Annotated in this window: 22 protein-coding genes and 1 pseudogene; 13 read left to right on the forward strand and 10 right to left on the reverse strand. The window is 60.0% G+C overall.

Annotated elements, in window-relative coordinates; genetic code table 11:
• The first annotated feature begins 184 nt into the window (after positions 1 to 184).
• Both M729_RS0114450 and M729_RS0114455 read left to right on the forward strand, forming a co-directional pair.
• Positions 185 to 1162 (forward strand): alpha/beta hydrolase, encoded by a 978-nt coding sequence (locus tag M729_RS0114450; protein WP_032808540.1) that lies wholly within the window; start codon positions 185 to 187, stop codon positions 1160 to 1162.
• 176 nt (positions 1163 to 1338) lie between these two features.
• Entirely contained in the window at positions 1339 to 2088 is a 750-nt protein-coding gene (locus M729_RS0114455; RefSeq protein ID WP_027161973.1) for a glucose 1-dehydrogenase, read from the forward strand.
• 210 nt (positions 2089 to 2298) lie between these two features.
• Here M729_RS0114455 and M729_RS1000000137210 read toward each other — a convergent pair whose 3' ends face one another.
• Positions 2299 to 2526, reverse strand: coding sequence for a DUF680 domain-containing protein (locus tag M729_RS1000000137210; protein WP_084652636.1), 228 nt, complete (start codon positions 2524 to 2526; stop codon positions 2299 to 2301).
• 400 nt (positions 2527 to 2926) lie between these two features.
• Between M729_RS1000000137210 and M729_RS0114465 the strand changes: the two genes are divergently transcribed.
• The 8 genes from M729_RS0114465 to M729_RS0114500 all read left to right on the forward strand — a co-directional run bounded on the left by M729_RS0114465 (position 2927) and on the right by M729_RS0114500 (position 7973).
• Entirely contained in the window at positions 2927 to 3715 is a 789-nt protein-coding gene (locus M729_RS0114465; protein WP_027161974.1) for an alpha/beta hydrolase, read from the forward strand.
• A 64-nt stretch (positions 3716 to 3779) separates the two neighbouring features.
• The gene (locus M729_RS0114470; RefSeq protein ID WP_027161975.1) at positions 3780 to 4538 is read left to right on the forward strand and encodes an SDR family oxidoreductase; all 759 of its coding nucleotides are present in this window, start codon (positions 3780 to 3782) and stop codon (positions 4536 to 4538) included.
• Between the two features lie 71 nt (positions 4539 to 4609).
• Positions 4610 to 5011 (forward strand): cupin domain-containing protein, encoded by a 402-nt coding sequence (locus M729_RS0114475; protein ID WP_027161976.1) that lies wholly within the window; start codon positions 4610 to 4612, stop codon positions 5009 to 5011.
• Between the two features lie 68 nt (positions 5012 to 5079).
• Positions 5080 to 5727, forward strand: coding sequence for a hypothetical protein (locus tag M729_RS0114480; protein ID WP_027161977.1), 648 nt, complete (start codon positions 5080 to 5082; stop codon positions 5725 to 5727).
• Between the two features lie 58 nt (positions 5728 to 5785).
• Complete coding sequence (locus tag M729_RS0114485) at positions 5786 to 6223, forward strand: CBS domain-containing protein (protein WP_013896609.1); 438 nt, start codon at positions 5786 to 5788, stop codon at positions 6221 to 6223.
• Positions 6224 to 6429: 206 nt separating this feature from the next.
• Positions 6430 to 7164 (forward strand): ATP-binding protein, encoded by a 735-nt coding sequence (locus M729_RS0114490; RefSeq protein WP_027161978.1) that lies wholly within the window; start codon positions 6430 to 6432, stop codon positions 7162 to 7164.
• Positions 7165 to 7215: 51 nt separating this feature from the next.
• Complete coding sequence (locus tag M729_RS0114495) at positions 7216 to 7497, forward strand: GNAT family N-acetyltransferase (RefSeq protein ID WP_027161979.1); 282 nt, start codon at positions 7216 to 7218, stop codon at positions 7495 to 7497.
• A gap of 44 nt (positions 7498 to 7541) precedes the next feature.
• A complete protein-coding gene (locus M729_RS0114500; protein WP_027161980.1) occupies positions 7542 to 7973 on the forward strand; it encodes a DUF1810 family protein in 432 nt (143 codons plus the stop codon).
• A gap of 41 nt (positions 7974 to 8014) precedes the next feature.
• Here M729_RS0114500 and M729_RS0114505 read toward each other — a convergent pair whose 3' ends face one another.
• The 4 genes from M729_RS0114505 to petA all read right to left on the reverse strand — a co-directional run bounded on the left by M729_RS0114505 (position 8015) and on the right by petA (position 12441).
• Positions 8015 to 8932 (reverse strand): pirin family protein, encoded by a 918-nt coding sequence (locus tag M729_RS0114505; RefSeq protein WP_027161981.1) that lies wholly within the window; start codon positions 8930 to 8932, stop codon positions 8015 to 8017.
• Positions 8929 to 10500 carry a mechanosensitive ion channel family protein gene (locus tag M729_RS0114510; protein WP_027161982.1) on the reverse strand — a complete coding sequence of 524 codons (1572 nt, stop codon included), beginning with the start codon at positions 10498 to 10500 and terminating at the stop codon, positions 8929 to 8931. Before M729_RS0114510 ends, M729_RS0114505 begins: the two co-directional genes overlap by 4 nt.
• Before the next feature lie 99 nt (positions 10501 to 10599).
• Entirely contained in the window at positions 10600 to 11949 is a 1350-nt protein-coding gene (locus M729_RS0114515; RefSeq protein ID WP_027161983.1) for a cytochrome b N-terminal domain-containing protein, read from the reverse strand.
• Between the two features lie 15 nt (positions 11950 to 11964).
• Complete coding sequence (gene petA / locus M729_RS01000000135140) at positions 11965 to 12441, reverse strand: ubiquinol-cytochrome c reductase iron-sulfur subunit (RefSeq protein WP_032808458.1); 477 nt, start codon at positions 12439 to 12441, stop codon at positions 11965 to 11967.
• 480 nt (positions 12442 to 12921) lie between these two features.
• On the opposite strand from petA, the gene M729_RS0114525 reads away from it, so the two are divergent.
• The 3 genes from M729_RS0114525 to M729_RS01000000135150 all read left to right on the forward strand — a co-directional run bounded on the left by M729_RS0114525 (position 12922) and on the right by M729_RS01000000135150 (position 15998).
• On the forward strand, positions 12922 to 13506 hold the full coding sequence (locus tag M729_RS0114525) for a glutathione binding-like protein (RefSeq protein ID WP_027161984.1): 585 nt from the start codon (positions 12922 to 12924) through the stop codon (positions 13504 to 13506).
• Between the two features lie 322 nt (positions 13507 to 13828).
• Positions 13829 to 14887 carry an alpha/beta hydrolase gene (locus M729_RS0114530; protein ID WP_027161985.1) on the forward strand — a complete coding sequence of 353 codons (1059 nt, stop codon included), beginning with the start codon at positions 13829 to 13831 and terminating at the stop codon, positions 14885 to 14887.
• Positions 14888 to 15017: 130 nt separating this feature from the next.
• Positions 15018 to 15998, forward strand: a complete 981-nt coding sequence (locus M729_RS01000000135150) for a Dyp-type peroxidase (protein ID WP_198032097.1) — start codon at positions 15018 to 15020, stop codon at positions 15996 to 15998.
• Between the two features lie 155 nt (positions 15999 to 16153).
• Here M729_RS01000000135150 and M729_RS1000000139240 read toward each other — a convergent pair.
• The 5 genes and pseudogenes from M729_RS1000000139240 to M729_RS0114555 form a co-directional block, all read right to left on the reverse strand.
• Positions 16154 to 16249 (reverse strand): annotated as a pseudogene (locus tag M729_RS1000000139240) (IS630 family transposase); the annotation flags it as partial.
• 310 nt (positions 16250 to 16559) lie between these two features.
• Positions 16560 to 17672: a sn-glycerol-3-phosphate ABC transporter ATP-binding protein UgpC gene (gene ugpC, locus M729_RS01000000135155; protein ID WP_050596252.1), complete on the reverse strand. Its 1113-nt coding sequence runs from the start codon at positions 17670 to 17672 to the stop codon at positions 16560 to 16562.
• Positions 17673 to 17683: 11 nt separating this feature from the next.
• Positions 17684 to 18616, reverse strand: a complete 933-nt coding sequence (locus M729_RS0114545) for a 3-keto-5-aminohexanoate cleavage protein (RefSeq protein WP_027161986.1) — start codon at positions 18614 to 18616, stop codon at positions 17684 to 17686.
• 31 nt (positions 18617 to 18647) lie between these two features.
• On the reverse strand, positions 18648 to 19496 hold the full coding sequence (locus tag M729_RS0114550; RefSeq protein WP_027161987.1) for a carbohydrate ABC transporter permease: 849 nt from the start codon (positions 19494 to 19496) through the stop codon (positions 18648 to 18650).
• Positions 19493 to 20428, reverse strand: coding sequence for a sugar ABC transporter permease (locus M729_RS0114555; protein WP_027161988.1), 936 nt, complete (start codon positions 20426 to 20428; stop codon positions 19493 to 19495). The genes M729_RS0114550 and M729_RS0114555 overlap by 4 nt, the downstream gene beginning before the upstream one ends.

Raw genomic sequence — 20428 nt, forward strand, 5'->3', positions numbered from 1 at the left:
GACAGATGCTTGCGTAGAATAGGTTCGCGGGGCGGATCGGCGCATCTTCTCCTCGCAAGCCATCACGATCATCGGGCGTCGCCGCTCCTTCGCCCGCTCCTCCCCCCGAAAGCGACGGTGCAGGTCGACCCGGTGATCGTGATGGTGAGCCGACCCGAGAAGCCGCTCACCAAGGATGGACACGATGAGTATGGATGGACTTTTCACCCTCGGTGCAACCCGCCGCGACGTCCTGTTGGCCAGTTTTTCAGCGGCGGTCATAGCCGGACTGCCAGTCGCTTCGTCATCCGGCGCCCAGCAAAACCCACATGTTCCCACCCCTCAATCAGGACGCAAAACAATGAGCACCATCACAACCAAGGACGGTACGGAAATCTATTACAAGGACTGGGGTAGGGGCCCGCCAATAACCTTCTCACACGGCTGGCCGTTGAATTCCGACGCCTGGGATGCTCAGATGCTCTTTCTGGCCCATAATGGCTTCCGCGTGGTTGCTCATGACCGGCGGGGCCATGGCCGCTCCAGCCAGGCCACCTCCGGCAACGACATGGATGGCTACGCGGACGATCTTGCAGCCGTGATCGAGGCGCTGGATCTCCGGGACGCCACGCTGGTCGGGCATTCAACCGGGGGAGGGGAGGTCGCTCGCTATATCGGACGGCACGGGACGGAACGCGTGGCCAAGGCTGTTCTTATCGCCGCTGTTCCGCCGATCATGGTGAAAACGCCGGCCAATCCGGAAGGTCTGCCGATCGAAGTGTTCGACGGCATAAGGGCTGGCCTCCTCAAGGATCGCTCGCAGCACTATCTGGACCTCGCACAGTCGTTTTATGGTGCAAACAGGCCAGGCGCCACGGTCTCCCAGGGGGTTCTGAATCAGTTCTGGCTCTGGAGCATGCAGGTCGGTCTCGTGAATGCATATGAATGCGTCAAAGCGTTCTCCGAAACCGACTTCACCGAGGACCTCAAGAAATTCGATATACCGACCTTGATCCTGCATGGCGAGGACGACCAGATCGTCCCGGTCAAGGATTCGTCAGTCAAGTCGGCGCGGCTGATCAAGAGTGCAAAGGCCATATATTACCCCGGGGCGCCCCACGGGATCACGGCCACGCACCAGGACCAGGTCAACGCCGATCTGCTCGCCTTCATCAAAGGCTAGTGCTCTCAAGCGGCGATCATGGCCGGCCGCACCATACCGGTGCGGCCGGCCTGGTTCTGAAACTCGAATCGATAGCTGCTGGCAGGTGCTTTCTCGTTTCAGCTGTCCGAGTTCGCGCTGAGAACTGCGGTTGGCAGCTGCAGCGGCTTTCGTGAATATCATCAGAGGCAATTCAAATGGGTACACTTTCAGGAAAGACCGCGTTGATCACCGGCGGAAACAGTGGGATTGGGCTATCGGCGGCGAAAGCTTTCGCGTCGGAGGGGGCGCAGGTCGTAATCACCGGCCGGAGACAGCGTGCCGTCGAGGAGGCAGTCTCCGAGATCGGAGCCGGCGCACTGGGCATTCAGGGTGATGTAGCCGACGTGGCGCACCACGAGGATGTCGCGCGACAGATCCATCAGAGGTTTGGGGCGTTCGATATCTATATGGCGAACGCCGGCGTGAACACCATCACGCATTCGTCGGCAGTTTCCGAAGATGAGTACGATGCGCAGTTCTCTATCAATGCGCGCGGCGTCTTCTTTGGTGTGCAGAAACTAATCCCGCTGATGCGCGATGGCGGCGCAGTCATACTGACGGGATCAATCGCCAGCGAGAAGGTCTTGGAAGGCCATGCCGTTTATGCAGGCTCCAAGGCAGCCATCGGCGCCTTCGCGCGCAGTTGGGCGATAGAACTGAAATCGCGTCGCATACGCGTCAACGTGCTCAGCCCCGGCCCCGTCGATACGGCTATTCTCGACAAATTGGGTGTACCGGCCGAAATGCGTGGATCCTTCGAGAAGTCCATGGCGGAAGCAATTCCCCTTGGTCGAATGGGCCAGCCGGAAGAACTGGCAAAAGCCGCTCTGTTCCTGGCATCGGACGCAAGCAGCTTTGTCACAGGTGTCAATCTGCGGGTCGACGGCGGAATGGCATTGCTTTGAGCGGGGTAACCAAGTCGCTGCAGCCGTTTGATTGTCGAGCGTCGAGCGCCATCTCACCGGGCCAGGTCCAAGGGTGAAAGGGCGTTTTACAAATTCCCAGGCTCTCAGATCCTGTGGCAGGCGGCTCGACGCGACGTTCAAAGTTATTGCAAAGCGTGGAGAGGACCGAGGCGGCGCCCCGATCCTTCCAGCTTCCACAATTTTCGGGTGCTAGTGACCCCAGATGCCCTGGCCCGGGTCCTTGCTGGGAGCATTCGGCTTGCGCACGGTCTCCTGCACGCCGGCATCGTTGCCCGTCTTCCTGATCGAGGAGGTGTGCATGCTCCCGGAAGAAGTTGCGGGTTGCTGGACCGAGTTTGATCCGTAGTGATCGCTTCCGGCGACGGCGTTTCCTGCTGCAACGAGAAGGATTGCGGCAGCAAGAGATGTCTTCTTCATTTTGGTAACTCCATGGTTAATATTGGATCGTATTCACAATAACAATATAAATGCCGCGCCATTGCGGAACGATCAGACGATGTGGCTGTTTGATCCATACGAAAGCATGGGCTGTGAAGGCCTAAGGTCAGGGGCAATGTCGTTCGCGGTGGGAGTCTTGCCGTTACGCCGGGGCTGCAGTGGTGTTTGGAGGCAGCAGCTCCATGGATTTGTATTGGTCACGAACTCGTGCGCTGCCGGCGATCCGCGTGCGGAATACCCAGGTCACCTGATCGCAGCGATGACCCACCCTGCACCTTGGCATCGTATGACCGACCATTCCGCACAATAGGTCAGCGCCCCGGATCGGCGCATCCTTCTCCACATTGGTCAAACGCAAGGCCGACAAAGGAGAAAGCAAATGCGAAATGTCACTGGAATCCTGGCGCTGGCCGCCGCGCTTGCCGTCGCGGGTGGCGCAACGGCGCAGGCGGCCGGAGCGAAGCCCAAGCCGACGATCGTGCTGGTGCACGGGGCCTTCGCCGAATCGTCGAGTTGGGACGCGGTCATAACCAAACTCGGCGGGGACGGCTATGTGGCGAAGGCGGCAGCCAATCCCCTCCGCAGCGTCGCCAGCGATGCAGCGGCGGTCTCGGCCATCATCCGGTCGGTTCCCGGACCGATCGTGCTGGTGGGGCATTCCTACGGCGGACCCGTGATCACCGAAGCCGCCAACGGCAATCCCAATGTGAAGGCCTTGGTATACGTGGCCGGATTCGCGCCGGATACCGGCGAATCGAGCGCCACGTTGTCCAGCATGTTTCCCGGCAGCACTTTGGCAAGCGCGCTTGCTCCAGTCGCGTCGCCGAACGGCGGCCAGGATCTCTTCATCCAGCCGGACAAATTCCGAGCCCAGTTCGCGGCCGACGTTCCCGAAGAGCAGTCGTCGCTGATGGCCGCCACCCAACGCCCGATCGCGCAGGCAGCCCTGGCCGAGCCCTCGGGCGTAGCTTCATGGAAAACGCTGCCGTCTTACATGATCTACGGCACCGATGACCGAAATATCCCGGCAGCCGTCATGAGCTTCATGGCCAAGCGCGCGCACGCCGTGAAGACAGTCGTCATCAAGGGTGCTTCCCACGCGCTCATGGTCTCGCACCCCGACGAGGTCACCTCACTTATCGAGGACGCCGCATCGGCCAGCGAGTAGCTCGCCGTAAAGCTGACATCCGACCAACACCCGCAAATCAACACCCTCAACAAGGAGATTGGAAATGAAGATCGTCGTCATCGGCGGAACCGGGCTGATCGGTTCAAAGACTGTGGAAAGACTGCGCAAGAAGGGACACGACGTGCTCGCGGCGTCACCGAATTCGGGAGTGAACACCGTCACCGGAGAAGGGCTGGCCGTCGCTCTTGCCGGGGCACAGGTTGTCGTCGATCTCGCGAACTCGCCGTCGTTCGAGGAAAAGGCCGCGCTCGAATTTTTCGCGGCATCCGGGCGTAATCTTCTTGCAGCCGAAGCGGCCGCCGGCGTCCGCCATCACGTCGCGCTGTCTGTGGTCGGCACCGACCGGCTGCAGGACATGGGGTATTTTCGCGGCAAACTGCTTCAGGAAAAGCTGATCAAGGAGTCCGCTATCCCCTACACGATCGTGCACGCCACACAGTTCTTCGAGTTCACCGCCGCCATCGCAAACACCGGCGCCGTAGGGGATACCGTCCACATGTCACCGGCGTACTTCCAACCAATGGCAGCCGACGACGTTGCCGATGCGATGGCGGACGTCTCCCTAGCAGCGCCAGTGAACGGCACGATCGAAATTGCCGGCCCCGATCGCGTTCGTATGAGCGAACTAGTCGGACACTTCCTGAAGGCCACCAACGATCCGCGCAAAATCGTCTCGGATCCTGGCGCTCTCTACTACGGTCAAGTGGCAATCGACGATCAAACGCTTGTCCCCGGCGAGAACGCGCGTATCGGCGCCGTCCACTTCGACGACTGGCTCAGCCGATACACGCCACCGGCGTAAGCAACTGAACGCCGGTTCGCGACCCATCAGACCAGCATTCCCTAGCTCTCATTCCAACAAGGATATCGGACATGATCAGGAAACTCCTCTGTGCAGCGCTCGCCGCCGCATCCGTCACCGCAGCAATGGCCAAAGACGCGGACAGCGTGAAGCTCGTCTACGACCACGCCCTTCCAAATGTGCCCGGCAAGAGCTTGAAAGCCGTGCTCGTCGTGTACGGTCCGGGCGGGACATCGCCGGCGCATACCCATCCCAGTTCCGCGTTCATCTATGCCACGGTGCTGGAGGGGGCGATCCGAAGCCAGGTCAACGGTGGGCCCGTGAAGACGTACCGTGCAGGCGAAAGCTTCTCGGAATTTCCGGGCGACCATCACGCCGTCAGTGAAAACGCCAGCAAAACGGAACGCGCTCGCCTGCTTGCGGTCTTCGTCGTCGATACCAACGAGACCAACCTGACGACCTACGCGAAATGAACTGGTAACGCCCTTGCCAAGGTAAGGGCGTCAAACCGACACACAATCGGCGCAGGAAAGGCACTGACATGGATGCGATCGCCAGGCGCACGCTTGCAGGGGTTTCGGTCCCCGATACCCCGCTTGTCGGCCGGGCGATCGAACATGCCCGCCAGCTATGTGAACCGTATTTGTTCAACCACGTGGTTCGATCATGGCTTTTCGCCGTCCGCATCGCACAGGTCCAGAACATCGAGCACGACGGTGAAGTCGTTGCCATCGGAACCCTGTTGCACGACGTCACGCTCAACGAGACCTTCGCCGGGCCGCGCCGTTTCGAGGTGGAAGGCGCCGATCTGGCCCGCGCCTTCGTCCGGCAAGGCGGCTTCGACGAGCGTCGTGCTCAGTTGACATGGGACAGCGTCGCTCTCAATTCGACGCCGTCGATTGGCCTCTACAAGGAAGCCGAGGTGGCGCTGTGCACAGCCGGCATCTGCCTTGATGTCGTCGGCCTGCAATACAGTCTCATCTCTTCCGCCGAGATAGCCAGGATCGTCGGCGAATTTCCGCGTCTTCAAATGAAGCGGCGGATGACGCGATGCTTTTGCCACATCGCCAAGGTGAACCCGGAAACGACCTACGACAACTTTGCCCGGGATTTCGGTGAGCGCTTTGTGGCCGGCTACAAGGCGCCGTCTTCCGTCGATTTTGTGATGAACACTCCCTTCGAAGAGTAGGCGAAACATCGAATCTGATCTCTCCGGCCGCGGCCGCGAGACGCCTCAGGAGGCCACCATGCGAATTGACAGTCTACATCCAGAAACATCGGCGCGCCTTGCGGCGGTCGACCTCGACACGTCGCTGCGGGCAGCTGCGCTATGGCTGTCCAAGCCGGCCATAGGCCTGGTTGTCGTATGCCATGGCAGTGGCGAGGCGGCAGGCGTGCTGAGCAAGTCCGACCTTGTTCGTCATCTGGCGAATTCGGGACCGGCGGAAGCGCCGGTATCCACGCTGATGAGCCGGTCTTTCGTATCCTGTGGGCCCGATGACGACCTGCATTCGGTCTGGCAGACCATGACAACACAGCGGCTCCAGAACCTACCGGTGCTCGGCGCCGGCGCTAAGCCGATAGGCGTCCTTGATATCCGCGACGCGATGAAGGCGCTCTTCCAACAGGAAGAACTCCAGGAGCGGCTGCTCGCCAACTATATCGGGGGCATTGGCTACCAATAGAGGAGAATCTCGCGACGGTGCGATGAGCACGAAAGAGGGAGATCCGTCTCGCGAGATGTTGGTCCCGCACTGGCGATGGTTCGCAGATCGCGGGACATATACTGCGGTATGGTTCGGCTTCTTACTCGATCTAATCGACCACTCCCGTCCTCTATTGTACCATCTTCAAGCAACTGAATTCTGCCTGAGCAAACATGAGGGTTATAATGTCTCGTTCGGAAGTGAAAGTGGATGTCTTCGACATCGCGCCCGAGATTCCCCGAGATGGCCTGCCCATCCAGATGGCGACCGCCGGCATCGTTCATGACCTTGGCAATCTCATCCAGGTCGCGTCGTCAGCGTTGAATCACCTGGCCCGTGACCCGAGCGTCTCAGCGGCTCCAACGCTTGGGCTTGCAATTTCGGGCGCTAGAACGGCCTTGGAACGAGCTGGCGCGCTTGTCCGCCAGACTATCAGTTCTGCCCGAGAGAGCCGCAGAGAAAGCGAATATGCAAATGTCGGCGCCTGCCTGGCTGAAATCGAGACCCTCATTCGAAGCGCGTGGGACCCCAAGATTCGTCTCGAGGTTCGAGTGAGGCCGGACTTGCCGTCAGTGAGGTGCAATCGCCTGGGTTTGCAGAACGCGATTCTGAACCTGGTATTCAACGCGCGCGACGCATCCCCCAATGGGGGCCTGATCTCGATAGATACCGCAGTGGTCTTTGATGGCACCTCAGCCGCTCAGGTGGATATCACCACCGCCGACAACGGTGTGGGGATGACCGCCGAGACGATTGCCTTCGCATTCGATCCCTTCTTCACCACAAAAACGGAGGGCCTCGGCGGCGTCGGCCTGCCGATGGTGAAGCGCTTTGCCGAAGAGTCAGGCGGAAGCATCGACATTCAGAGCGCGCCCGGGACAGGCACCACCGTCAGGCTACGGTTGCCCGCGATGCGATAGCGATCGGGCAAGCTACGTCCAGCCTCACGCAACGCACATCGAGAGATAGAGATGGATGCAAAGGTCACAGAGAACATTCGGCAGCATCGGTTCGAGCTCCCGGTCACCGGTCAAGCCTTCGCAGTGGCCTACTATACGCTCCAAGACGGCAAGGTTGCGCTGATACATACCGAAGTGCCTTCGGAATTTTCCGGACAGGGGATCGCGTCGCGGTTGGCGCAAGGCACCTTCGAATTGCTCCGCAAAACCGGCCGCAAAGCTGTCTTGAAGTGTCCCTTCATGAGCGGCTTCGTCGCCAGGCATCCGGAATACACGGATGTCGTTGCAGGGTGATCAGGCACGAATACAGCTGTTTTGCAAAAAAGGTCTGAGTCGAGATGGACGACCAATATAATTTGCAGAGGTTCGTCAGCGCTCAGGATCTGGTGTACGGCGACGCGCTGGCTATGCTGCGTCGAGGCATGATGTGTACTCCATACATGGAGTTGATCTTCCCGACGTTGGCTACCGGGCGAAGCGACACTGGAGCCGATCCGTACGCGATCACATCACTCGACGAGGCAGGCGCTTACCTCCAATCGCCTATACTGGGCGGTCGTTATCGGGAATGCGTCGGCAAACTGCAACGACTTTCCGATCTAAGTGCTCGCGCGGTCTTCGGTGATGAGGATACAATGAAATTGCACGCGTCCCTCACGCTGTTTTCCGAAGCAAGTAACGACGAGTTCCTGCTCGAGACCATCTTCGACGTCTGGTTCGATGGTCAAATCGACGAGGGCACGATGCGCAAACTCTACTCGGTGTCATGACGCCGCCCGGCGACCCGCGGATGTGGCCGCCGCCGAAACCGTCACCACTTTGTTTCTTCCTGCGGCAGAGGCATCAACCCGTGTTCCCCTGGTACGCCCGGGAAGCGGCCTTCACGCCAGTCCGCCTTTGCCTGCTCAATCCGTTCGACTGAGGAGGAGACGAAGTTCCAATGGACATAGCGTGGTTCGGAAAGAGGTTCGCCGCCGATCAGCATCAGCCGCGCGGCATGGAAGGCAGGCGCCCCGAGCACGATCTCAGCGCCAGGCGCCAGCATGATCAATTCGCCTTCACCGAACGTGCCAAGTTGGCCCATGACTTCAATCTCGCCGGCGACAACATAGATCGCACGCTCGCGATATCCGGGTTTCACCTGATATCGCGCACTGCCCGTGAGCACGATTTCGGCGCAGACCAGGTCGGAGTACGTCCTTGCCGGAGAGACCAACCCGTCGGACGTCCCTGCGATCAAAGTGAACTCGACCCCGTCGGCACAGATCCGTGGGATTTCGGGAGCGCCATAATGTGCAAAGTGGGGAGCAACTTCTTCGTGCCGGGAGGGGAGCGCCACCCACGCCTGAACGCCGAAGAGATTGCTTCCGCGCGCTCGGGCTTCTGGCGACGTGCGTTCGGAATGGACGATGCCCGACCCGGCCGTCGTCCAATTGACTTCGCCGGGGCGGATGGCCTGCACTTCACCGAGATTGTCGCGATGGATGATCTCCCCGTCGAACAGATAGGTCACGGCCGCGATCCCGATATGCGGATGCGGGTCCATGTCGAAACCACGACCCGCGTCGAATACCGCGGGGCCGAAATGGTCGAACAGGATGAAGGGGCCGATCATCAGGCGGTTCGAGGAGGGCAATACGCGCCGTACCTTCAAACCGTCGGCAAAATCACGCATAGCAGGCTGCCTGAGTGGATCGATGCCGACGATGTCGCTTTGGCGGATGGTCATGAATCTCTGTCCTTTCGAATGCCTGGTCGACCACGTGCTCGAACGTGCTCCGATAGGGCGGTGTGGAAGACAGCCTGAATGGCTTTCAGGAGCGCGAATTTGGAGCTCTCGTGCTGCTGGCCGCCGGGGATGCCGGTTTCGCCGTAAGCCGAAGCCCCCCTCGACAGGGTTGCCGCAAGATCTTCGGCCATCTCGGGCCTGTCGAGCAGCAGCGGCGCGAAGCTCTCCTGGTCTATCTCGTAGACCTCGACGTGGGTCATTGCCCGCAATGTCGACGTCTCGCCAATACCGGCGAGCAGGCCGGTCTCGCCGAAGAAGTCGCCAGGCGCAAGCCGACCAACCTCCTGCATGCTAGCATTGCCTTGGCCATGTTGCCGAACGATCACGCCCTTCCGAACAATCATGAGGGATGGCAGCATCTCTCCTTGTTCTGCAATGACGTCGCCCTTGCGGTAGCTGCGAACCGAGATCGCCGCGGCAAGCGCCTCCTGCTCGGCATCCGTTAGGGCCGAGAAGATCGGTATGGCCTTGATCAAGTCGATCGCGGCGAAGCCTTGGTAGGTCGCCGTCCCGTCGATTGGCGGGGAGGTCACGGCAATCGAAGCCGAAAGTGGCGCTGCCAGCAGCACCCCAACCGACCTTGAATGGCGATAGACGAGATCGAAAATTTCGTTCCGAGCTGTAATCCGCTGATCAAGGCTGGCGACGCGAAATGACAGCTCGATCTCGATTGCCGCCGCATCCAGGCTTGTGATGGCTACCACGGGCGAGGGGTCCTGGAGGATCGAGGTGCAGCTCAGCAGGACCATGCGCATCGTGTCTACGATGATAGCCGGCGTCTTCGTCAGAGACATCTTTACCGTCACGGCAAGTCCATGGCTCTCGTCTGGGCCGCTAAGGTTTGTTACCCCGATTTTGGCGACAAGGCTGTTCGGAAGTGCGATGACGTTGTGGGCCGGGGTGAGGAGTTGGGTCGAGCGCCAATTGGTCTCGACGACGCGGCCCTCGGTTCCGTCGTTCAGAATGATCCAGTTTCCAAGCACATAAGGGCGGCCGAGGTTAAGCGCGATTCCCGAAAATACATCACCAAGCGTATTCTGGAGCGCCAGACCCAGCATGACGGCAAAGACGCCCGACGTGGCGATGAGCGTTCCGACCGGCACGGCAAAGACGAATGCGAGGATCGAAAGGAGCATTCCCGTGTAAACGACGCCGACCACGACATCCTGCAGGAGGCGTGCCTCGTGCGGCTTTCGCTCGAACACGACATAGATGCGGACAAACCCGATTAGCGCCCAAGCAAGATGTACCCACCACAGCAGCCTGACCAATCCGATGAGGATCGCTCCGCTGGTTGTCTCATCGCCTCGTGCGGGCTCGTACGGGACGACCCGCAGTTCAAGAACCATGATCGACATTGCAAGGAAAAAGACCAGTTGGACGATCAGCCTCGCATTGGCGAAGCGTGCCGGAACGAGGTTCCAAACGACAATTCCGGCGAGGCCGAGCGACACGATGTAGATTAGCGGTGAGTTCCACAAATTCATCGCCGGACCCAGATCGACCATGATCGCAATCCCTGTTTTTCAGCTAGCAGCGTGGTTCCTAGCGCGCGACATGAAGTTGTCTCGTCACCTAGACGCAGCGGCTCGACCCAAAACGTGTTGCTATCGGCGACTTTCGAGGCCGGCTGGCGAGACACGATCATCGCCTCTTCTCATCAACGTCTGGTCTCCGGCCGCCGCGCTCGCGCCTTTGCCGCCGACCCCCTTGTTCTTCTCGAGCACCGCTTCGGTGATCGAGTTGGGCAGCCGCCGTGGCTTCTCGATCAAGCCCAGCACCGGCAGTGCGATCAGGAAGAAGGCGAAGTAGTAAAGCGTCGCCAACTGAGACATGACGACGTAGTTCCCTTCGGCCGGCCGCGAACCAAGCCAGCCGAGAAACAGGCCGTTGGTGACGAAGAGCCAAAAGAACACTCTGTACCAGGGCCTGTAAACGGCCGAGCGAACCTTGGACCTGTCGAGCCAGGGCACGACGAAAAGGACCACGATCGAGCCGAACATGGCGAGCACACCACCAAGTTTGGAATCGATCGGCCCGACATTGAAGGTGATGGCGCGCAGGATCGCGTAGAAGGGCAGGAAGTACCATTCCGGCACGATATGGGCCGGCGTCTTGAGCGGATTGGCGATTGTGTTGTTGTCAGGATGGCCGAGATAGTTCGGCAGGTAGAAGACGAAATAGGCGAAGAAGAACAGGAACACGACGATGCCGAACGCGTCCTTGACGGTGGCATAGGGTGTGAAGTCCACGACATCGGTTTTTGATTTCACATCAATGCCGGCTGGATTGTTCTGCCCGACGACGTGAAGCGCCCAGACATGCAACGTCACCACACCTGCAAGCACAAACGGCAACAGGTAATGCAGCGCAAAGAAGCGGTTCAGCGTCGGATTGCCGACCGCGAACCCGCCGAGCAGGAGCTGCTGGAGCCAGCCGCCGACCAGTGGGATGGCCGTGAAAAAGTTGGTAATGACGGTGGCTCCCCAGAACGACATCTGTCCCCAAGGCAGCACATAGCCCATGAAGGCGATCGCCATCATCAGCAAGAGGTTGGTGCAACCGAGCACCCACAGCAGCTCACGCGGCGCCTTGTAAGAGCCGTAGTAGAGTCCGCGGCAGATATGGATGTAGGCGGCAATGAAGAAGAAGGAGGCGCCGTTCGCATGGAGAGAGCGCAGCAGCCATCCCGAATTCACGTCACGCATGATCTTCTCGACTGAATCGAAGGCCAGCCCGGTATCCGGAGCATAATGCATGGCCAGCATGATCCCGGTCAGGATCTGCGAAACCAGCATGACCGTGAGAATGCCGCCGAACGTATAGGCATAGTTCAAATTGCGCGGGACGGGATAGACGATGAAGCTATCGTGCACCAACCTCGGCAGCGGCAGGCGGGCGTCGAACCAGCGTTCGATACCGGTCTTGGGCGTATAGGTCGAATGTTTGTCGCTCATCGAAATGCCCCCCTCTCAGCTGATACGGATCCTGGTGTCGGAAATGAACCGGAACACGGGTATCGCCATGTTCTCGGGCGCTGGGCCTTTGCGGATGCGGCCGGCAGTATCGTATTGCGAGCCGTGGCACGGGCAGAGCCAGCCCCCGAACTCGCCTTGCTGACCAACCGGAATGCAGCCGCTATGCGTGCAGACCTGGACCATTACGATCCAGGCTTCCTTGCCCGGAGCAGTACGGTTGGCGTCGATTCCCGGCGCATCGGCCGGCAGATTGGCGTTACGGGCGATTGGGTCCTTGAGCTCGGCCAAGCTTACAGCTTTGCCGTCCTCAATTTCCTTCTCGGTGCGGTTGCGAACGACGACGGGCTTGCCGCGCCATTGCACGACCAGCGACATTCCCGGCATCAGCGAGGAGACGTCGACTTCGACCGTGGCCATTGCCTCGGCGGGCAATGCGGCAGTGCCGGTCTCGATTTCGGAAAGCTCGGCCATGATGAGGACTCCTCTGATTAGAAAGCTGCTTCAGTGCGTCGGCGTGGTCGGGGAAACCCGACCGCGGCCTTCGCCTTTCGCGCTTGCTCATTTCGAGTTGAACTATGCCGGCCGTGGCGGGATGTGGGCCATCGTGCCAAGGGCCCGTGCGTCCAATACTTTCGTTTATGATTCCTGAGCGAAGGACTGCCGGACTGTCGAGGACGCCAGGCTTGGTGGCTCTGAATCCTTGCTGTTGTCTTTCCCGCTTCAGCAGGATTTCAGCATTGGATGCGGCAAATCGCAGAACGATTGCTTAGCTTGATCATACCTCGGCATAGGCAGGCCTATCTGTCGGCGTCGTAGCCGTCCTCCACGGCAAATGAGAGTTTCTGGAACCTCACTGGACGCCCCGCGCAAGGATAATCGGTGCGCGGAGCCAGGTGGGCTTCCGCTCGACGAATTTGCGAGCCGTGTCCGGATTTAGACAAGGATAAAACCGTGAAACTCTATTACAGCCCGCTCGCCTGCAGCCTGGCCGACCACATCGCGCTGGAGGAGGCCGGTGCCGCTTTCGAGCGCGAAACGGTCAATCTCAAAACCAAACGAACGGGCTCCGGCGATGATTTCACCACGGTCACGCGCAAGGGGTATGTGCCAGCTCTCGTTCTCGATAACGGGGAAATTCTGACAGAGAATATCGCCGTCCTCGATTGGATTGCGGCGCAATACCCGGCTCTGGGGGTGGACGGTCCGATGGGTCGTACGCGCGTTCTCGAAGCGCTGACTTACGTATCGACCGAAATACACCGAAGCTTCAAACCCATGTGGCACCGAGGCAGCGACGCTGAAAAAGCCAAGGCGCGCACCACGATTACGGCGCAACTCGATCTCTTCGCGAACGGTCTCAAGACGGATTATCTGTTCGGCGAGAAACCCAGCGTGGCGGACTTCTACCTTTTCGTGATGCTGCTTTGGGCAGCCCGCTTCCAAGTCCCTGTTCCCGCTCCTTTGGAAGCGCTGCGCGCCAGAATTGCGGCCCGCCCGGCCGTTCGCATCGCAATGAAGCGCGAGGGCCTTGTCTAAGTGCGAGACCGGCCGCATGTCGTGTCACCCTTCAGCCACAACACATTGCGAAGGAGTTTGTCCATGCTTCCGTTGCTGCAGAACCTCCACCTGTTCGCTGCCAAGCGCGGCGACGGGTTACGCCCCGAATTTGTAAGGATGGTCGGCGAGGCGCCACTCAGCTTGCCCTTCCCGTGTGTTCAAACGCAACTTTCTACGCTGCCCGGCAATCGCGTCATGCCAAGGCACGCAGTTTGGGAACGCCAAGCCGATGAATGAAGGTGATGCCGATGCTGCGCCAAAACAGGTGGCATCCGATGGTGCCGGGGAAGAGGTTGCGAGGATGGAAAATCCAAGACCGCCGGGAGAAATTGATCGCTATCGCAGGGCCTTTGTCGGCGTTGCTGCAATGGGTCTGGCTGCTACTCAATTCACGACAGTACGCTCAGCTAAGGCGCAAGGCGGTTCAGCGCTGAACGGAGCAACGACAGAACGCTCGACGGCTGCCTCGCTCGCGCTCCGGCAAATCGACGCCGGCCTGCTGAACGTCGGCTATGCTGAAGCTGGTCCGCCCAACGGTCCCGTCGTTATGCTCCTTCACGGCTGGCCCTACGACATACATAGCTTTGTCGATGTCGCACCCTTGTTGGCGATGGCCGGCTATCGGGTGATCGTTCCGTATTCGCGCGGTCATGGCACGACGCAGTTTCTTTCCAGTCAGACGGTCCGCAACGGCCAGCAGTCTGTGCTGGCTGTCGACGTCATCGAATTGATGGATGCACTGAAGATCGGCAACGCGATCCTTGCCGGCTATGACTGGGGCGCGCGCACAGCTTGCATCATTGCGGCGCTCTGGCCGGAGCGTTGCAAGGCCCTTGTCTCGGTCAGCGGATATCTGATCGGCAATCTCGCGGCAAACAGGATGCCGCTGCCGCCGAAGGCCGAGCTCCAATGGTGGTATCAGTACTATTTCGCGACAGAACGCGGCCGTGCCGGCTACGAACGATACCGTCGTGATTTCGCAAATCTTATCTGGCGGATCGCCTCGCCGAAATGGGACTTTGATGACGCCACATTCAATCGCAGTGCTGCGTGCCTCGACAATCCGGATCACGTCAGCATCGTCATCCACAATTACCGCTGGAGGCTCGGCTTGGCGCAAGGCGAGCCGGAATATGACGGCCTGGAAAAGCGGCTGGCCGTAAGCCCCATGATCACGGTGCCCACTATCACCCTTGAGGGCGATGCCAATGGCGCACCCCATCCCGACAGCAGCTCCTACGCCAAGAAATTTTCAGGCAGATACGCGCATCGGATCATCACGGGCGGAATTGGCCACAACTTGCCGCAAGAAGCCCCACAGGCTTTCGCTCAGGCAGTCATCGACGTTGGCGGAGACTGATCGCGCAATATCGTGACCAGCTGATGCGGAGGTGATCCAAGCGCTATCTCCAATGGGCAGGTTGCAACTCCAACCTTCCCCGAGGCCCGTCGACCAGCTGCGCTGACGAACAAGTAAAAGAGGATCTATTGTGGATTTGACTTTGCCATCCCCTGTTTCTCAACCCGTCGTCGCGCAACTGACGCGGGCCGCGATATTTCTCGTCGTGACGGTCAATTCCGGACCAGAACACGAAGCGACCGTGCGCGCTCTATGTGGCGATCTTTCCGCGCTTCTGCGCGCAGTCGGGTCCCGCGATCTTGAGGGTCGGCTCTCGTGTGTCATGGCGTTTGGTTCAAATGCCTGGGACCGTTTGTTTGGAGCCTCCAGACCGAAGGACCTGCATCCATTTCGCGAGATACAAGGCCTGCATCACGCCGTCTCGACGCCAGGCGACATCCTCTTTCACATTCGTGCGCCGCGCATGGATCTTTGTTTCGAACTGGCGACGCAGATCATGTCGCGGCTCGATGGCGCAGTCTCCACAGCAGATGAGGTGCACGGCTTCAACTATTTCGATGACCGCGACCTGATCGGCTTCGTCGACGGCACGGAAAACCCGGTGGCTGAGCGCCCCGTCAAGGCCGCAATCATCGGCGAGGAGGACCCCTTATTTGCCGGAGGCAGCTATGTGATAGTGCAAAAGTACCTGCATGATCTGAAAGCATGGAACGGGCTCCCAATCGAGGAGCAAGAGGGAATTGTTGGCAGGAAAAAACTCACCGATGTCGAGCTGGACGATGCCGTAAAGCCGACCTCCGCCCACAATGCGCTGACCACAATCATCGAGAACGGAGAGCAGTTGGAGATCGTCCGCGACAACATGCCATTCGGCGACGTGGGCAAGGGCGAGTTCGGCACTTATTTCATCGGCTACGCCCGTTCGCCGCGCAGAATCGAGCAGATGCTCGAGAACATGTTCATTGGCCGCCCGCCAGGCAACTACGATCGGTTGCTGGACTTCAGCCGTGCAGTCACCGGCAATTTGTTCTTCGTACCGTCGGCGACATTCCTGGAAAAGGTTGCGACGGGGGAAGCCATGTCGACCGCTGGTCTGGGCCCGTCGGGTTGACCTGTTCGGAGTCGCCGTCAAATAGGTTCCCACCAAATATGAAAACTTACGCCTTACTCGCCCGATCTCAACCCGATCGAGAGCGCCATGTCCTCAACATGGGCTAACCGTATCGTTCGGTAGAGTTCCGCGCCGGCGGCCTTGATGGCCGGACGTTTGCCGTCGATTGGGCCGTCAACGACGCAAGGCGCAGTGAATTCACCGTGGCGTAGCGCGCCCAGGAAGGTCAGGATTGGCCAATGACCGTGCGGGCGAAGCCGCGGAGAAGGTTTGGTAAGGTCTTGCGCCTGATGTTCAGCGAGGCTGCGAAGAAACTTGATGTTGTGAGAAGCAGGGCTGTATCTTGTTAGGACCAGCACTGCATAAGGCTGCTCGATTGCTTGGTGAAGGAGAAATGCGGCTTCCTTGACGTTGGACTCGCTGTGAATAAATCCAGCTGTCTTTGCAAATACCCGTGCGTGCGGCAGCCTGTCTTCAAGGTGTTTGGCTGGTAATCGGAATGATCGGCCGGCTTTGTAGGTGCAGGATTGGTCAGTGGTTCATCATCGAGCTCGTAGAGGACTATTCCCTCACGACGGATATCGACAAAGAAGTACTGGCCGTCGCTGAGTGCGGCGTCTCGACTATGGACGTGATGCGCTGACCCTTGGCGTTGAACAGATGTAACTGGGTGAGGTCCGGCGCCAGGAAAACCTTCTGGCCCGGCATCACGGAAATCCGCTCGCGCAGCAACGCGCTCAGCGTGTTGTTGCCGGCTTTGGCCATGACAAGGGTTTCCGCGCCGGTCGGCTCGACCACTTCGACCACCGCCGGCACGCCGCTGTCTGAGAGCTTGAGATGTTCGGGCCGGATGCCCCAGGCAAGCCCACTTTCGCCCTGTCCCAACGCAGGCAGCGGAAATACCGTGCCGTCGCTGGCGACAAAACCGTCCGTAGTGGTGCGGCCGTCCAAGATGTTCATCGACGGCGAGCCGATGAACTGGGCAACGAACAGATTGGCCGGCCGGTCGTAGAGATCGAGCGGGGCGCCGACCTGTTCGACGATGCCGCCATTCATGACGACGATCTTGTCGGCCATAGTCATGGCTTCGACCTGGTCGTGGGTGACGTAGACGATGGTGGTTCCCAGGCGCTTGTGCAGCGCCTTGATTCCGGCGCGCATCTGCACGCGCAGCTTGGCGTCGAGGTTGGAGAGTGGCTCGTCGAACAGAAAGACCTTCGGGTCGCGCACGATAGCGCGGCCCATGGCGACACGCTGTCGCTGCCCGCCGGAAAGCTGGCGCGGATAACGATCCAGCAAGTCCTGCAGTCCGAGGATCGTCGCGGCACGCGCAATCTTGGCGTCGATCTCGCTTTTATCGATCTTCTTCAGCGTCAGTGCGAAGGCCATGTTCTCACGCACCGTCATGTGCGGGTAGAGCGCATAGTTCTGGAAGACCATGGCGATATCGCGCGATTTCGGCGCGACATCGTTGATAACCTTGCCTTCGAGCGCGATCTCGCCGGCGCTGATGTCTTCCAGGCCGGCGATCATCCTGAGCAAGGTCGACTTGCCGCAACCGGACGGGCCAACCAGGATGACGAATTCGCCCGACGCGATGTCGACGGACACGCCGTGGATGACCTTCGCCTTGCCATAGGCCTTATCGACACCTGATATGGTGAGCGCACTCATTGGTATTTTCCTTAGAAAGAGACCTTGTCGCCGCCCTTGAGCTGCAAGATCTGCCGTGCCTCGTCAGGGGTGGCGACCGAAGCGCCAAGCCCTTCGATGATCTGGCGTACCTTGCGCACCTGCTCGGCGTTGGATTTCGCCAGTTGGCCCTTGCCGATCCACAGTGAGTCCTCCAGCCCGACGCGCACATTGCCGCCGAGCGCAATGGCCTGGGTGGCGATCGGCAGCTGGCTGCGGCCGGCGCCCAGCACCGACCAGTGGTAGTCCTGTCCGAACAGGCGGTCGGCGGTGCGCCTCATATGCGCGACATCTTCCGGATGGGTGCCGATGCCGCCCAATATGCCGAACACGCTCTGGACGAAGAACGGCGCCTTGACCAAGCCGCGCTCAACGAAATGGGCGAGCGTGTAGAGATGGCCAATGTCGTAGCATTCGATTTCGAAACGGGTGCCGTTCTCCGCGCAGGTGCGCAGGATGTGCTCGATGTCGCCAAAGGTGTTGCGGAAGATGCGGTCGCGCGAGCCTTCGAGATAGGGGCGTTCCCAGTCATGCTCGAAGGTCTTGAAGCGCTCCAGCATCGGATAGAGACCGAAATTCATCGAGCCCATGTTGAGCGAGGCGACTTCCGGCGCAAAGGTTGCCGCCGGCTTGACGCGCTCCTCGACGCTCATCGTCGCGGCACCGCCGGTGGTGATGTTGATCACGCAGTCCGAGCGTTGCTTGATCACCTTCAGGAAGGGCGCGAAGGCCTCGGTCGATTGGTCGGGCCGGCCATCGGCGGGGTTGCGCGCATGCAGGTGGACGATGGCAGCGCCGGCCTCGGCCGCGCCGATCGCGGCATCGGCAATCTCTTGGGCGCTCACCGGCAGATGCGGCGACATGGACGGCGTGTGGATCGAGCCGGTAACCGCGCAGGTGATGATGATCTTGTTCTGGTTCGCCACTTGAAGATTTCCTCGTCTATTTGACCGCAGTCTATTTCACCGCGCCTTGGGTGATGCCGGAGATGAACTGCTTCGACAGCACGATGTAGAGCAGCGTTATCGGCAGCGCCGCCAGAGTGAGCCCGGTGAACATCACGCCCCAGTCGGTGGTGAACTCGCCGACGAAGACGGTGAGGCCCTGCGGCAAGGTTTTGAGCTCGTCCGAGGTGATCAGCACCAGCGGGAAGAAGAAGTCGTTCCAGATCGGCACGGCGTTCTGGATGGCGACGATGACCAGGGCCGGGCGCGCCAACGGCAACATGATCGAGCGCATGATGCGAAATTCGCTGGCGCCGTCCATGCGTGCAGACTCTTCCAGTTCGCGCGGCAAGGTCCGGAGGAAGCCGGTCATGATGAACACCGCCGAAGGAATGCCCATGGCGACATAGACCAGCACCAGGCCGGCATAGCTGTCGACCAGCCCCAGCGACTCCAGCTGGATGAACAGCGGAATGATCGCCAGTTTCAGCGGCACCGTCATGCCGCTGAGGAAAAACATCAGCACCAGCGCGCTCAGCCTGAACTGGTAGCGGGCAATCGCGTAGGCGGCCATGGTGCTGAACAGAAGGATGAGCGCCACCGCGGCCATGGTGATGCCGACGGAGTTGGCGAGGTAGCGCACGAAGTTGGTTTCGCTCCACACCCGCTCGGCATTGGCCAGCGAAAAGTGCGCCGGCAGGGCGAAGGGCGAGCTGAAGATTTCGGCATTAGTCTTGAACGACGACATCACCATGACGAACAGCGGATAGATCATGATGACGGCGTTGATCGCCAGCATCAGCTGGATGGCGCCATTCTTCAGCAACTCGGCGGGTTGCCCGGTGCGGGCTGTCGCGCTCACAGTTCGATCTCGCGACGGCGCAGGTAGCGAAGCGCGATTGCAGTGACGCCTGCAACGATGATGAACATCATCACGGCCAGCGCGCTGCCCTGGCCGAAATCCTGGATCCCGGTCGTCGTCGAACCGAAGGCGGTGCGGTAGAAATAGAGGCCGAGCACATCTGTCGCGCCGCCGGGCGAACCGGTGAGGCCAGCCATGACATAGGGGATTTCGAACCAGTTGAAGCTGCCGATGAAGGTCAGGATGGTGACGATGGTGACGCTCGGCGCAATCAGCGGCCAGATAATCCTGGTCATCAGCACATAGTCGCCGGCGCCGTCGAGACGGGCAGCCTCGATGACTTCCTTGCTGACGCGCTGCATGCCGGCCAGCAGCACCAGGGTGGGGAAGCCGAGCCAGTGCCAGACATTGGCGAACAGGACGCTGCCGAGTGCGGTGTGTTCGTTGCCGAGCCACGGTATGGCGCCGATGCCGACCAGCGCCAGCGTCTGGTTCACCAGGCCGAACAGCGGATGCAGGAACAGTTTCCACAGGAAGCCGACGATGACCGCCGACAGCACGACCGGAAGAAAGACGATGACCTGGTGGATACGGTGGCCGGGCAGCGCCTTCAGCAAGGCATAGGCGAGCAGGAAAGCGGTGCCGTTCTCGAACACCATCAGCGCCACGAAGGCGATGATGTTGTGCTTCAGCGCATTCCAGGTCCAGTCGCTGTAAGGCTGTTCAAACAGCACCTTGCGGAAGTTTTCGAAGCCGATGAATCCGGTCGGCTGCAAGCCGTTGAACTCATAGAAGGCAAGGCGGAAGGCTGAGAGCAGCGGCCAGAGCACGAACAGCACCATGACCACCAAGGCCGGTGTCAGCAGGGACGCGATCCAGAGTGACCGGCGCCACGGAAAGGCTTTTGTGGTGTGGCGCCGGCCGCTGTTCAT

It is taken from the genome of Mesorhizobium sp. WSM1293 (assembly GCF_000513875.1).
GTDB classification, from domain to species: domain Bacteria; phylum Pseudomonadota; class Alphaproteobacteria; order Rhizobiales; family Rhizobiaceae; genus Mesorhizobium; species Mesorhizobium ciceri.

Bases quoted from the DNA above. Each gene is read 5' to 3' on its own strand.
- M729_RS0114450 (WP_032808540.1), top strand. From the start codon at position 185: ATGAGTATGGATGGACTTTTCACCCTCGGTGCAACCCGCCGCGACGTC.
- M729_RS0114455 (WP_027161973.1), top strand. From the start codon at position 1,339: ATGGGTACACTTTCAGGAAAGACCGCGTTGATCACCGGCGGAAACAGT.
- M729_RS1000000137210 (WP_084652636.1), bottom strand. From the start codon at position 2,526: ATGAAGAAGACATCTCTTGCTGCCGCAATCCTTCTCGTTGCAGCAGGA.
- M729_RS0114465 (WP_027161974.1), top strand. From the start codon at position 2,927: ATGCGAAATGTCACTGGAATCCTGGCGCTGGCCGCCGCGCTTGCCGTC.
- M729_RS0114470 (WP_027161975.1), top strand. From the start codon at position 3,780: ATGAAGATCGTCGTCATCGGCGGAACCGGGCTGATCGGTTCAAAGACT.
- M729_RS0114475 (WP_027161976.1), top strand. From the start codon at position 4,610: ATGATCAGGAAACTCCTCTGTGCAGCGCTCGCCGCCGCATCCGTCACC.
- M729_RS0114480 (WP_027161977.1), top strand. From the start codon at position 5,080: ATGGATGCGATCGCCAGGCGCACGCTTGCAGGGGTTTCGGTCCCCGAT.
- M729_RS0114485 (WP_013896609.1), top strand. From the start codon at position 5,786: ATGCGAATTGACAGTCTACATCCAGAAACATCGGCGCGCCTTGCGGCG.
- M729_RS0114490 (WP_027161978.1), top strand. From the start codon at position 6,430: ATGTCTCGTTCGGAAGTGAAAGTGGATGTCTTCGACATCGCGCCCGAG.
- M729_RS0114495 (WP_027161979.1), top strand. From the start codon at position 7,216: ATGGATGCAAAGGTCACAGAGAACATTCGGCAGCATCGGTTCGAGCTC.
- M729_RS0114500 (WP_027161980.1), top strand. From the start codon at position 7,542: ATGGACGACCAATATAATTTGCAGAGGTTCGTCAGCGCTCAGGATCTG.
- M729_RS0114505 (WP_027161981.1), bottom strand. From the start codon at position 8,932: ATGACCATCCGCCAAAGCGACATCGTCGGCATCGATCCACTCAGGCAG.
- M729_RS0114510 (WP_027161982.1), bottom strand. From the start codon at position 10,500: ATGGTCGATCTGGGTCCGGCGATGAATTTGTGGAACTCACCGCTAATC.
- M729_RS0114515 (WP_027161983.1), bottom strand. From the start codon at position 11,949: ATGAGCGACAAACATTCGACCTATACGCCCAAGACCGGTATCGAACGC.
- petA (WP_032808458.1), bottom strand. From the start codon at position 12,441: ATGGCCGAGCTTTCCGAAATCGAGACCGGCACTGCCGCATTGCCCGCC.
- M729_RS0114530 (WP_027161985.1), top strand. From the start codon at position 13,829: ATGGAAAATCCAAGACCGCCGGGAGAAATTGATCGCTATCGCAGGGCC.
- ugpC (WP_050596252.1), bottom strand. From the start codon at position 17,672: ATGAGTGCGCTCACCATATCAGGTGTCGATAAGGCCTATGGCAAGGCG.
- M729_RS0114555 (WP_027161988.1), bottom strand. From the start codon at position 20,428: ATGAACAGCGGCCGGCGCCACACCACAAAAGCCTTTCCGTGGCGCCGG.